Source organism: Comamonas sp. 14P8.1.4 (assembly GCF_057799285.1).
In genome coordinates this window covers 12,511-24,617 of record NZ_JBYOKN010000011.1, presented here as the reverse complement: position 1 = coordinate 24,617, position 12,107 = coordinate 12,511, and the positions used below count along the sequence as shown (strand labels likewise).

Annotated in this window: 11 protein-coding genes and 5 tRNA genes; 4 read left to right on the top strand and 12 right to left on the bottom strand. The window is 59.6% G+C overall.

Annotated features, from left to right (window positions below):
- The first annotated feature begins 13 nt into the window (after positions 1–13).
- From thiS to AC27VO_RS13920, 4 genes are all read left to right on the top strand, one after another.
- Complete coding sequence (gene thiS / locus AC27VO_RS13935) at positions 14–211, top strand: sulfur carrier protein ThiS (protein ID WP_488667317.1); 198 nt, start codon at positions 14–16, stop codon at positions 209–211.
- Between the two features lie 79 nt (positions 212–290).
- Positions 291–1,106 carry a thiazole synthase gene (locus AC27VO_RS13930; protein ID WP_488667316.1) on the top strand — a complete coding sequence of 272 codons (816 nt, stop codon included), beginning with the start codon at positions 291–293 and terminating at the stop codon, positions 1,104–1,106.
- Positions 1,107–1,147: 41 nt separating this feature from the next.
- Positions 1,148–2,083, top strand: coding sequence for a thiamine phosphate synthase (locus AC27VO_RS13925; RefSeq protein WP_488667315.1), 936 nt, complete (start codon positions 1,148–1,150; stop codon positions 2,081–2,083).
- A gap of 163 nt (positions 2,084–2,246) precedes the next feature.
- The gene (locus AC27VO_RS13920; protein WP_488667314.1) at positions 2,247–3,266 is read left to right on the top strand and encodes a porin; all 1,020 of its coding nucleotides are present in this window, start codon (positions 2,247–2,249) and stop codon (positions 3,264–3,266) included.
- A 145-nt stretch (positions 3,267–3,411) separates the two neighbouring features.
- On the opposite strand, the gene AC27VO_RS13915 is transcribed toward AC27VO_RS13920, so the two are convergent.
- From AC27VO_RS13915 to uvrC, 12 genes are all read right to left on the bottom strand, one after another.
- The gene (locus AC27VO_RS13915; protein WP_488667313.1) at positions 3,412–4,104 is read right to left on the bottom strand and encodes a hypothetical protein; all 693 of its coding nucleotides are present in this window, start codon (positions 4,102–4,104) and stop codon (positions 3,412–3,414) included.
- On the bottom strand, positions 4,101–5,096 hold the full coding sequence (locus AC27VO_RS13910) for an MlaD family protein (protein ID WP_488667312.1): 996 nt from the start codon (positions 5,094–5,096) through the stop codon (positions 4,101–4,103). The genes AC27VO_RS13915 and AC27VO_RS13910 overlap by 4 nt, the downstream gene beginning before the upstream one ends.
- Positions 5,097–5,116: 20 nt before the next feature.
- The gene (locus tag AC27VO_RS13905) at positions 5,117–5,917 is read right to left on the bottom strand and encodes an MlaE family ABC transporter permease (protein WP_488667311.1); all 801 of its coding nucleotides are present in this window, start codon (positions 5,915–5,917) and stop codon (positions 5,117–5,119) included.
- Between the two features lie 149 nt (positions 5,918–6,066).
- Positions 6,067–6,142 (bottom strand) — tRNA-His (locus AC27VO_RS13900).
- 39 nt (positions 6,143–6,181) lie between these two features.
- Positions 6,182–6,257, bottom strand: a tRNA-His gene (locus AC27VO_RS13895).
- 66 nt (positions 6,258–6,323) lie between these two features.
- Positions 6,324–8,225, bottom strand: coding sequence for a SurA N-terminal domain-containing protein (locus AC27VO_RS13890; protein WP_488667310.1), 1,902 nt, complete (start codon positions 8,223–8,225; stop codon positions 6,324–6,326).
- 247 nt (positions 8,226–8,472) lie between these two features.
- Positions 8,473–8,548: transfer RNA gene (locus AC27VO_RS13885), tRNA-Val, on the bottom strand.
- Positions 8,549–8,599: 51 nt separating this feature from the next.
- Positions 8,600–8,675, bottom strand: a tRNA-Val gene (locus tag AC27VO_RS13880).
- A gap of 57 nt (positions 8,676–8,732) precedes the next feature.
- Positions 8,733–8,808 (bottom strand) — tRNA-Val (locus AC27VO_RS13875).
- A 16-nt stretch (positions 8,809–8,824) separates the two neighbouring features.
- Positions 8,825–9,097 carry an HU family DNA-binding protein gene (locus AC27VO_RS13870; protein WP_043387285.1) on the bottom strand — a complete coding sequence of 91 codons (273 nt, stop codon included), beginning with the start codon at positions 9,095–9,097 and terminating at the stop codon, positions 8,825–8,827.
- A gap of 311 nt (positions 9,098–9,408) precedes the next feature.
- Positions 9,409–9,978 (bottom strand): CDP-diacylglycerol--glycerol-3-phosphate 3-phosphatidyltransferase, encoded by a 570-nt coding sequence (gene pgsA, locus AC27VO_RS13865; RefSeq protein ID WP_488667309.1) that lies wholly within the window; start codon positions 9,976–9,978, stop codon positions 9,409–9,411.
- Between the two features lie 74 nt (positions 9,979–10,052).
- The gene (gene uvrC, locus AC27VO_RS13860) at positions 10,053–11,996 is read right to left on the bottom strand and encodes an excinuclease ABC subunit UvrC (RefSeq protein WP_488667308.1); all 1,944 of its coding nucleotides are present in this window, start codon (positions 11,994–11,996) and stop codon (positions 10,053–10,055) included.
- Positions 11,997–12,107 lie beyond the last annotated feature (111 nt).

Below are 12,107 nucleotides of genomic sequence, written 5' to 3'. Positions count from 1 at the left end.
CCGGCCTGTGCCCATGAACATCACCATCAACCAACACCCTGTGGAACTGCCTGCCTCCGCCACCGTGGCAGACGCTGTGGCGCACTGGCAAGCCAAGCCCCCGTTTGCGGTGGCCGTCAACACCGAATTCGTGCCCAAGTCGCGCTATGCCGCCCACACCCTGGCCGAAGGCGACCGCATGGAAGTGATTGCCCCGGTCACCGGTGGCTAAGCCCAGCACACCGCATTTACCATCAAATCAGCCTCTAGCGCTTGCTGCACATGCGCTAGTAGCTCACAAAATCAGCGTTATGAACCCATCCACCGCTTCCACCGACAGCCTGGTGCTGTACGGCCAAACCTTCCAAAGCCGCCTGCTGCTGGGCACCTCGCGCTACCCCTCGCCCGCCGTGCTGGAGGCCGCCGTGGCCCGCGCTAAGCCGGCAATGGTGACTGCCTCGCTGCGCCGCCAGGGCAGCAATGCCGCCGAAGTGGCCGAAACCGGCGCCAGTTTCTGGGAGTTGCTGCGCAAGCTGAACGTACCCGTGCTGCCCAACACCGCCGGCTGCATGACCATCCAGGAAGCCGTCACCACCGCCCAGATGGCGCGTGAAGTGTTTGATACGCCGTGGATCAAGCTGGAGCTGATTGGCGACGACTACACGCTGCAGCCCGACACGCTCAACCTGGTGGAAGCTGCGTCCATCCTGATCAAAGACGGCTTCCAGGTACTGCCCTACTGCACCGAAGACTTGGTGCTGTGCCAGCGTTTGGTGGATGTGGGCTGCCAAGCCGTCATGCCCTGGGCTGCGCCCATTGGCACGGGCCGTGGCCCCGCCAACCCCTACGCCATGCAGACGCTGCGCGAGCGCCTGAACGTGCCGCTCATCGTTGATGCGGGACTGGGCCGCCCCAGCCACGCCTGCCAGGTCATGGAATGGGGCTTTGATGGCGTGCTGCTGAACACCGCCGTGGCCCTGTCCGAAGACCCCGTGCGCATGGCCGGTGCCTTTGCCGACGCGACCCAGGCTGGCCGCGATGGCTACCTGGCCGGCGCCATGGCCGAACAAACCGCCGCCCAGCCCAGCACCCCCGTGCTGGGCACGCCCTTCTGGCACAACGCGTAAGCGATCACGCCCACGCCACTCCACGCACCAAGGAACACGCCGTGCAAGCTGCAGAGATCCAAGCCCTGGCCGACGCCATCGTCCACCACCACAGCGCTGCGTTTGGCGCCCAGCTGCACCACGATGCGAATTCGGTCGAGCTGGTGCCCCAGCCCGTGCCGCCCGCCTTGCGCCCCGAGCCCGCCTACCTGGCTGCGCTGCAAGCCTGCAGCCGCCTGGGCTTTATTGCCGTGGATGCCGAATGCCTGGCCCAAGCCTGGCAGCGCCAGACCGAGCGCAGCAACCAGTTCGATGTGACGCACTGGCCGGATGCCCCGCAGGACTTCGGTCTGGCCGGTGCCGATCCCACCAAAGCCTTCCCGTCCTGCCCGCGCCAGCTGGGTCTGTATGGCGTGCTACCCACAGCCGAATGCGTCGGCCGCATGGCCCGCGCCGGCGTGCCCACGGTGCAGCTGCGCTTTAAAAGTGATGATGCCGCCGCAGTCCGCGCCGAAGTGCAAGCGGCTGTGAAAGCCGTGCAAGACACCCAGGCTCGTCTGTTTATCAACGACCACTGGCAAGCCGCCATCGATGCGGGCGCCTACGGCATCCACGTGGGCCAGGAAGATTTGGATGCGTTGGAAGGCGCGCAGCTGGATGCCATCCACGCCAGCGGCCTGCGCCTGGGCGTCAGCACCCACGGCTACGCCGAAATGGTGCGCGCCCACGCCGTGCAACCCAGCTATATCGCGCTAGGCGCCGTGTTCCCCACCACGCTCAAGCGCATGGCCACTGCGCCGCAAGGCCTGGCCCGCCTGCAAGCCTATGTGCGCCTGATGCAGCAATACCCGTTGGTCGCGATTGGCGGCATTGCAGCCGAGCAATTCCCGCAAATTCTGGCCACCGGCGTGGGCTCCATCGCCGTGGTGCGCGCCCTGGTCAACGCGCCAGAAGCGGCAGCCGCACATTTGCTGGCCTGCATGCAAGCGACGTCCTAAACGCTGTGCGACGGCGCAACACCGCGTAGTTCCCACAATGCCGATACAACTTGGCACAACTTATGCTTTGTATACAAAAGCAGCACCCAGGCCGCATGCATGCACCTGGAGTGGGCATGCACGCTTGCGCAACTTGATTAACTGACCTTTAAGGGACCTCCCCGTGAAAAAAACTCTGATCGCTTTTGGTGCCGCTTTGGCATGTATGGGTGCTGCTCAGGCACAAAGCAATGTGCAACTGTCCGGCCTGGTGGACATGTATGCCGGCTCGATGAAGATGGCCGGTGACAAGCGCACCAGCGAAGTTGGCTCTGGCGGTATGACCACCTCTTGGTGGGGCATGAACGGCACCGAAGACCTGGGCAATGGTCTGAAGGCTGGCTTTGCACTGGGTGCGTTCTTTACCGCAGATAACGGCGCTGCTGGCCGTTTCCCAGGTGATGCATTCTTCGCCCGTGATGCCAATGTGTCGCTGTCCGGTGGCTTCGGTACCGTGAAGTTCGGCCGCTCCATGGCCCCCAACTTCCTGCCCACCATCTTGTTCAACCCCTTTGGCGATTCGTTCACCGTATCCCCACTGGTGCTGCACGCGCTGGGCAACAACGTTTCTGACACCGGCTGGAGCAACCAGATCACTTACACCACACCGTCCTTCGGTGGCCTGACTGCCAATGTGCACTACCAGTTCGGTGAACAAGCAGACAAGAGCAGCGCCAACAACGTGGGCGTGAATGTGCTGTATTTCGGTGGCCCTCTGGCACTGACCGCTGTCTACGAAACCGCAGACATGCTGAACAACCCCAGCCCCGTCTACAACGCTGGCAAATCCAATGACAACTGGATGCTGGGCGGCAGCTACGACTTCGGTGCAGCCAAGCTGTATGCCACCTACGGCCAAAGCGAAAAAGAAACTGCTTTCGTGAAAACCCAAGAGAACAAAACCTTCTCTCTGGGCGTGGACGTTCCAGTCACCAAGGCGGGTACGCTGAAGGCCGCCGTGGCCCACACCAAGTCTGACGAAGGCGCGGCCGTGGATCCCAAGCGCACCACTTTCACCGTGGGCTACGACCACTACTTGTCCAAGCGCACCGATGTGTACTCGGCGGTGATGTACGACAAGCTGAAAGAAGCAACCAGCGAATCCGGCACCAGCGTGGCCGTGGGTATCCGCCACCGCTTCTAAGCGCAGCACTGCCCCAGTAAAAAAAGCCCCGTCACTGGGGCTTTTTTTATGGGCATCACCTACTTTTCATAGCTAGTAGCGCTTATCCAGCAACCATCTTCAATAAAAACCTCTTTAAAACCCTGGATAAATCAGCGCTAGCAGCTCACTTTTTCGAAGTATTGGCCGCAGCGCTTTCTTGCAACACCTGCAAACGCAGCCCCAGCGCTTGCACTTGCGCGGTATCCCCCGCTTCCTGCGCCAGGCGCTGTGCCACCAGCAGCCAGGCCATCGCCGCTCTGCGCCAGCCTTGCTCAGAGGCCCGCTGTGCAGCCTGCTCCACGCCCGCGCGGGTGATGGCACCCGCACGCAAAGCCACGCCAGCCGCCGTCAACGGCGACACCGGGTCGGTCGCATCACCAACCGTAGCCACCGCCTGCCCGGCCAGCAGTTGCGTGGCCACGGCCTGCTGCGCAGGCGGCAACAGAGACACATCGGCCGCCGTATGCGCCGCCTGCAAATAGCGCGCATAAGCCTGTTCAGCCGCTGCCGCACCGGCGGCATAGCGCTGGTAGCGTGGGCACTCGGTCAACTCCAGTGCCGCCGTTTGCGCCGCACATTGCAGCAGAGCCATGCGCGCCATGGCTTGCGGCTGACCAGTGGCGGCCACTTCGTCCAGCGCCTTGCTCCACTCGGTCTCTGCCACCCGGGCGCGGCCCTGCAAGTACGCTTTGACGGCCCGCTGCGAGGCCGAATGCGCCTCCAGCTGCCAGCCGGGCGGGGGGAGCTGGCTGCTGCAGGCCGTCAACAGTGCCCCAGTCAAGACCAGTACAAGGGATGGAAAGCGCACAGCGGTCATGGCAGTTTCACCTCGGCTTCTTTGGCAAACGGCCATTTGCGCTGCAAATCCGTCAGCATGTCTTCGATCTTGCGCAAATTGCTCTCAACCTCGTTGCGCAGCTGCCCGATATCGGCGCTGGCGTCGTTCACATTGCTGCTGATGGATTCAGCGTTCACCAGCACGGCATCGAGCTTTTTCAGGCTGCCGCGCGTGTCTTGCAGTAACTGGTTGAGCGTTTGCACCGTGGCACGTACTTGCGGCATCACACCATTGGCATCAAACACCTGCTGGTCCGCACGTTGCACCACACGGTCCATGCGCGCCAACAATTGGTTGGCACGGTCCAGCATCTCCACCGTCTTGCGCGCATTCTCGGGCGTGCCCAGCAGCACTTCCATGGCGCCACTTTCGCCATTGAGCTTTTCACCAAGCTGGCGAATCTGGTCCATGGACTTGCCCAGTGCCGAATCCTGCGCCGTCATCTGGCTGAGGTTGTTCAGCAAGTCTTTGGCCATGGCAACAATCTGCGGAATCTCTGCCGTGGCATCCCCGCGCAACACCGGGCGCTCAGCCCCATCCGGCAGCGGGGGGTCTTGCAGCATGCCGCTATAGGCCTTGATGGTGGTGCCCCCGACAATGCCTTTGACCAGCGTGAACACACTGGATTCGCGCAGCCAGTGCGCATCCTTGCTGGGTACGGCCACCAGAATGCGTACATTGCCGTCAGGGGCCAGCTCCAGCTTGCTCACCCGACCAATCGGAAAGCCCGAGAACGTCATATCCATCCCTACGGTGACGCCTTCGGAGTCGTCCGAGGTCAGCACCAAGGTCTGCGTCGGCTCAAAAGCCCCGCGGGCGTACAGCAGGTACACGGCAGCGCCCACGATCAAGGCCATGGTCAGCAGCAGCAGTGCTGCGGCCTTGCGCTCCAGATGCGCCACAGGGCGCAGCCCAGCCTGCAACGCGGTATCCGCAGGACTCGATGAAGATTGCTTGTGGGAGTCTGCCAAGGTGTACGCGCCCTTCTTATTCAGTAATAGTTACCCATCAGGGAAGCCAGCTCAATGAGCAGCAGCACGGCAAACATGCGCACCAGGCCATTGAGTTCATCACCGGGCCGTGCCACCGACTGCAGCGGCTTGGCATACAAGCCGTTGGAGACGGGAATAATGGCCACCGCCAAGCTCGACAACAAGGTCTTGAGCACAAACAGCAAGGTCACCGAAGGATTGAACACATGGCCAAACATGCGGGTGTAGCCCTGCAAGCCCGCCAGCGTAAAACCATAGACCCCCACATACGCCATCACCAACGCCACCATGCACGACAGTGCGGCCAGCGTCACACTGGCATACAGACCAGAGACCACACGCGGCAGCACCTCTTGCCGCATCCAGCGCGCACCATGGGGTTTGTGGGCCTGCCACTCCTGGGAATAGCGCAGCACGGCCAGCTCTGTCCCGTAAGGAATCGTGCAGCGCATGGCCACAAACAAGCTGGCAGTCAACGGAATCAGCTCCAGCACCAGCACGCGGATGACCATCTCCAGGGCGTAGCGCGACAGCCCGTAGCTGACCGCCGTCACCACCATAATGCGCGTGATCACCAGGCAAATCAGCGCCGCCAGCACGGTAAAGCCCAGCAAGATGGGCGCCGTATCGCGGTACATGCGCTGCAAGATCGGGCGCAGCGATGCGCCATAGTAGGTTGAGGGTGAAAGCAGCAGCACCCCCACCATAGCACCCAAGTAAAAAATGCGCGCCCACGCCACCGCCGTATCGCGTGCCGCCTGCCAGATGCGCAGGGATAAAGAGCTTGCTTGGGAGCGCATGGCTGCATCATAGGCACAGCCCTGGGGTTTGATCAAACCGGCACCCGCTGTGTGCTGTCAGCCATTCATGGCAATGCATGGGCGCGGCACATGCCACAACGACAAAACCACAAAAAAAGCCCACCTTGCAAGCAAGGTGGGCTTTTATATGGGGCGATCAATGGGGCTCGAACCCACGACAACCGGAATCACAATCCGGGGCTCTACCAACTGAGCTATGACCGCCGTAACTGGCTGTTTTAAGTATGACTTAAAACTAAATTTTGGGGTGGCTGATGGGGCTCGAACCCACGACAACCGGAATCACAATCCGGGACTCTACCAACTGAGCTACAGCCACCAGCAGAGATTTGAATTATAGCTGAATTATTGGCCTTCCAAGAAAATCAGCTATGAATTCTTCACTTCAGGGACGTACCACCTTGAATTGAACGTCGAACTTCTTCTTGAGCAATTCGTAATAGGCAGCGCCTTCTGCAGTGCTCATCAATTGTACATACTGCAGCGAGGCCTGGCGGGCAAAATCCTCACCTCGTTCAGTTTGAGGCAGCACTTTGTTAACCTTGACGATGGCATAGCCATCGTCACCCAGGTTCACCCCCTCCCAAGCGGGCAAAGCATCGGTTTTCGCTTGCAAGGCAGCATCCAGCACCTGGCGGGGCATGCCCACAGGATTGTCACGTGCCACCACCACTGCAGGCAGCAGGCCTTGCGCCTTCGACGCATCAGCCTTCCACGCCTGCAGCTTGGCTTCACCCGCTTCGCGTGCCAGCACAGCTGCCTGCTGGGCCACATACAAAATCTTGACGCGCTCGGTCACTTCTTCGAAAGCCAGTTGCTTGGCCGGCTGGTAGCTCACCACACGACCCGCCACCATTTGGTTGGAGCCAATGTCGATCGCATCGGTGTTGCGCTTGTTCTCAATGCTGTCCGCCGCAAACAAGGCTTCCACGAATTTCTCATGCGCAAAAACGCCTTCCACACCGGCCTTGGGCTCACGGTTGATGCCCTCAGCGGTCTGCAGCTTCAGGCCCAGCTTATCCACCACGGGCTGCAAGCTTTCTGCCTGCTCATAGACCGTATTGGCAAACAGCTCCGCCACTTCGGCAAACTTGCGCTGCGCCTGCTGGTCCTTAAGGTCGTTCACGATCTTTTCGCGTACCGAGGCAAAGCTAGGGATCTCGGGCATTTTCACGTCATTCAACTGAATGATGTGGAAACCAAACTCCGACTCCACCACCCCGCTGATGTCCCCCTTGTGCATGGCAAATGCTGCCTGCTCAAACTCAGGCACCATGGCACCGCGCGCAAAAAAACCGAGGTCACCGCCGGAAGCTGCAGAGCCTGTGTCCTGCGACTGCTCCTTGGCCACCGCAGCAAAGCTGGCAGGGTTGGCTTTGACCTGTTCGTCAATCGCTTGCGCCTTGACCTTGGCTGCTTCGCGCTCAGCGGCGGGCATGCTCTTGGGGGCATTGATCAGAATATGGCTCGCACGGCGCTCTTCCTGACCACCGGCCAAACGCGCTGCGTTTTCCTTGTAGTAGGTTTGCAGATCGGCTTCATTGAGTTCAATGCCATCGCGCACAGACTTCAGATCCAGCAGCACGTATTCCACCTTGGCCTGCTCCGCTTGCTGGAACTTGGCCACATTGGCTTGGTAATACGCCTTCAGCGCGTCATCCTTGACAGGCACCTGTGCGGTGAAATCCTTGGCCATGAACTGCGCGACCTGAATTTCACGGCGCTGCAAGAAAGCATCCATCGCAGCATTGGCCACCGCAGGTGTAGCCACCGCCGTATTCATCACATTACCCACGACCTGGCCCAGGGACATATCGCGGCGCAGCGAGGCTTCATACCCTTCAGGCGTCATGCCCTGAGCTGCCAGCAAAGCACGGTAGCCGTCAGCATCCAAGCTGCCGTCCGGCTTGCGCAGGCTGGCAATGGCGGGGATTTTCTGCAGCGTGCGTGCCAAGGCTGCATCGCTGGTGACCAGATGCATTTTTTGTGCTGCGACCTGGAACACACGGTCACGCACCATGCGCTCCAAGCTGGCATAGCGCGCTTGCGGCGTATCCAGCAACTTGGCATCCATGTTGGGGTTTTCTGCACGCAGTCGATCGCTTTCGTGGCGGTGTGCGTTGTCCCAATCATTCTGGGTAATGTCTTGCCCGGCCACCCGCGCGACTGTCGGGCTCGAACCCGAAAAGTAGCTCTGGTCGATACCGACAAAAATGAATGAGGGAATGATCAGCAAGAACAACAAGATCATGACGAACTTGGAATGCTTGCGGATTGATTCGAGCATAGTCAATCTTTCTGAGGATGCATAAAAAAAGGCGAAGCCGCTCGCTCGCCTTTTTCAATGAAAATTGCACTGCCGCCATACGTGCGCAGCGCAGGAACCGAATAAGGAAACCCAAAGATTCTACCTGTTCAGCCCCATAGCACATCCACAGATGCCTGCATGACAACACTTGCCAGCATGCTGACCACACACAGACAACAAAAAAGCACCTGGGCATACGCGCAAGGTGCTTGATGTGTGATTGAAGTGGTGGGTGCTAACGGGGTCGAACCGCTGACCTACGCCTTGTAAGGGCGCCGCTCTACCAACTGAGCTAAGCACCCACTGCAATCTAAAAAATTGGCATCCAGATGGAGGAAATGCCGCACAACGAATGGTGGGTGCTAACGGGGTCGAACCGCTGACCTACGCCTTGTAAGGGCGCCGCTCTACCAACTGAGCTAAGCACCCGCTGTGCAATAAAAAAAGCATCTAGATTGCTCTATATGCTTTTTTGACAGTGGGAAGTGGTGGGTGCTAACGGGGTCGAACCGCTGACCTACGCCTTGTAAGGGCGCCGCTCTACCAACTGAGCTAAGCACCCCACTGTAAAACTTGGATTAGTTCAAAGCGTCCTTCAGGGCCTTGCCTGGACGGAACTTAGGCACCTTGGCCGCTTTGATCTTGATGGTGTCGCCCGTACGTGGGTTGCGACCTGTACGAGCAGCGCGCTTACCAACGGCAAAAGTACCAAAACCTACCAGGGAAACTGTACCGCCCTTTTTCAAGGTCTTCTTCACTGCATCGATAGTCGACTCCAGTGCGCGCGCTGCGGCAGCCTTGGAGATATCGGCGTTGTTAGCAATGTGCTCAATCAGTTCAGTCTTATTCACAAGATGCCTCTCGGGAAATGGTTGTTGGAGCGCTTTTGTGACTGATTCTTCAAGAAAAAGAATCGACACCAGATGGTGCCTGTCAGCGTTAGCGAGATTCTAGTCAGGTTTCTCAGGCGTTTTGGTTAAAAACACGTTTTTTTCGCGCTTTTGCATGAGCTAACTCATCGCATTGCCGAATGCCCGCGCCATCACACCTGAGCGAACGATCACTTTTTTACACGGCTCTGCGCATTCGAGCAATAAAAAAGCGCTGAGGGTGTTCCCTCAGCGCTGAATGTACACCACGTGCAGCCAATGTGGCACGGGTGCTAGTGCTTGACGCGGCTGCGAATCTCCGGGATCGCCTTTTGCAGGTAATACACCATGGACCAGACAGTCAGTACCGCGGCAGCCCAAATCAGGATTTGCCCCCAAAGGTGAGTGTCGATCACACCAAAGAGCAAACCATCAAACAGCAAGAACGGGATGGCCACCATCTGCACCGTCGTTTTGACCTTGCCAATCATGTGCACCGCCACGCTCTTGCTGGCTCCAATCTGGGCCATCCATTCGCGCAGCGCAGAAATCGCGATTTCGCGACCAATGATGATCAGCGCCACAAACACATCCGCACGCTGCAGGTGCACCAGCACCAGCAAGGAAGCGCACACCAAGAACTTGTCGGCCACCGGATCCAGGAACGCGCCGAACGAGGAAGTCTGGTTCAAGCGCCGTGCCAGAAAGCCATCCAGCCAGTCGGTAGCAGCAAACACGATGAACATCAACGCCGCAATCAAATTGCGGGCTTCTGGCGCAAATGGCGCATAGAACACTCCGACGATCAGCGGGATCGCAATAATGCGCGTCCAGGTCATCAGGGTGGGAATGGTGAAGAACATGGTGGCGATTGTGTCACGGCTGGCGCACTTTGGAAGCAAGCGTGCGCGCAGCGGTCATCCGCTGTCGCCACGCATCAATGCAACGCACGGTAAATATCGTCGGCCAGACTGGCGGAAATACCCTCCACCGTCATCAAATCTTCAACGCTGGCATTGCCCACACCACGCACGCCACCAAAGCGCTGCAGCAAACGGGCACGCCGCTTGGGCCCCACACCGGGGATATCTTCCAGACTACTTTGCCCCGTGCGCACCTTGGCGCGCTGCGCCCGCATGCCGGTGATGGCAAAACGATGGGCTTCATCGCGAATCTGCGCCACCAGCATCAAAGCCGCCGAGTCGTGCCCCAAATAGACCTTGGGGCGGCCGTCGGCAAACACCAGCTCTTCAAGCCCGACCTTGCGCCCCTCGCCTTTTTCCACGCCGACGATGCGCGAGACATCAAGCTGTAGCTGCACAAACACTTCACGCGCCATGCTCACCTGCCCTTTACCGCCATCTACCAGCACCAAATCTGGCAGGCGCGGCGCACCGGCATCCAGCTCCGCACCGCCCGCAGCTTGTAAGGCATCGGCCACGGGTTTGTAGCGGCGGGTCAGTACCTGGCGCATCGCCGCGTAATCGTCGCCCGGGGTAATGCCCGTGATGTTGAAGCGCCGGTATTCGCTGTTTTGCATTTTGTGGTGGTGAAACACCACGCACGATGCCTGCGTGCTTTCGCCCGCCGTGTGCGAGATGTCAAAGCACTCGATCGACAACTCATCCAGGCGATCCTGTGGTAGATCCAGCGCCTCCGCCAGCGCACGCGTGCGCGCCTGTTGCGAGCCTTCTTCCGCCAGCAAGCGCGCCAGCTGAATGGCCGCGTTCTGAACCGCCATTTCCAGCCAGATACGCCGCTGCTCACGCGGCTGCTGCACGGCCGTCACCTTACAGCCCGCCTGCGCCGACAGCGCCTGCATCAGCGCCACATCCACGCCCTCACTCACCACCAGAATGGGCGGTATCGGCACGTCGATGTAGTGCTGCGCCAAAAAGGCCTCCAGCAACCGCTCTTCCACGGACTGCGCGGCCACCTCTTCATCGCTCTGGTACACACCCATGGCGTCATCGAGCTGCGAGGGAAAGTAAGCCCGATCCCCCAGATGCCGCCCACCACGCACCATGGCCAGATTCACACAGGCACGCCCACCTTGCACCTTCACGGCCAGTATGTCGACATCCTTGTCATCCGTGGTCTCAATCGCCTGCTGGTGCAGCACCGTGCTCAGCGCACTCATCTGATTGCGGATTTCTGCGGCTTTCTCGTACTCCATCTTGTCCGCGTGGGCCATCATGCGCTGCTCCATCTGCAACAGCAGCGCCTGCGTCTCGCCGCGCAACATGGCCTCGGCATTGCGCACATCGGCGGCGTAGTCCTGCGGGCTGATGTGATCCACACAAGGGGCCGAGCAGCGCTTGATCTGAAACAGCAGGCACGGGCGCGAGCGGTTGGCAAACACCGTGTCTTCGCAGGTGCGCAGCCTGAACACTTTCTGCAGCAGCTGAATGCTTTCCTTGACCGCCCATGCGCTGGGATAGGGGCCAAAGTAGCGGTGTTTTTTGTCGGTGCTGCCGCGGTAGTACGCCACACGCGCAAAGCACTGGCTGGCAGGACTGCGGATATCGCCATCGTGCGCTGCCGTGCCTGTGAGCTTGAGGTAGGGATAGCTCTTATCGTCCCTGAACAGAATGTTGTACTTAGGGTGCTGGGTCTTGATGAGGTTGTTTTCCAGCAGCAGTGCCTCCGCCTCGGAGCGCACCACCGTGGTCTCCAGCTTGGCGATTTTCCCCACCATATGGCCGATGCGCGTGCCGCCATGGTCTTTCTGGAAATAGCTGCTCACGCGGCGCTTGAGGTTGCGTGCCTTGCCCACGTACAGCAGTTGGTCTGCCGCATCAAAGTAGCGGTAAACACCGGGCAGCGAAGGCAGTGCCGCCACCTGGGCCAAGATTTCTGGAGAGTGCGCTTCAAACGACATGGCTGCATTGTGGCGTTTTGCACATGCCCCGCCTAGCAAGGCCCGCAACTTTTCAAAACAAATAGCTGCCTGCGCTGAATTAATAAGGGCTAGCAGCCAATTTCACTCTTG

Coding starts and splice junctions, on each gene's coding strand:
- pgsA (WP_488667309.1), bottom strand. CDS start 9,978: ATGTTCTTCACCATTCCCACCCTGATGACCTGGACGCGCATTATTGCG.
- AC27VO_RS13915 (WP_488667313.1), bottom strand. CDS start 4,104: ATGACCGCTGTGCGCTTTCCATCCCTTGTACTGGTCTTGACTGGGGCA.
- AC27VO_RS13890 (WP_488667310.1), bottom strand. CDS start 8,225: ATGCTCGAATCAATCCGCAAGCATTCCAAGTTCGTCATGATCTTGTTG.
- uvrC (WP_488667308.1), bottom strand. CDS start 11,996: ATGTCGTTTGAAGCGCACTCTCCAGAAATCTTGGCCCAGGTGGCGGCA.
- thiS (WP_488667317.1), top strand. CDS start 14: ATGAACATCACCATCAACCAACACCCTGTGGAACTGCCTGCCTCCGCC.
- AC27VO_RS13930 (WP_488667316.1), top strand. CDS start 291: ATGAACCCATCCACCGCTTCCACCGACAGCCTGGTGCTGTACGGCCAA.
- AC27VO_RS13905 (WP_488667311.1), bottom strand. CDS start 5,917: ATGCGCTCCCAAGCAAGCTCTTTATCCCTGCGCATCTGGCAGGCGGCA.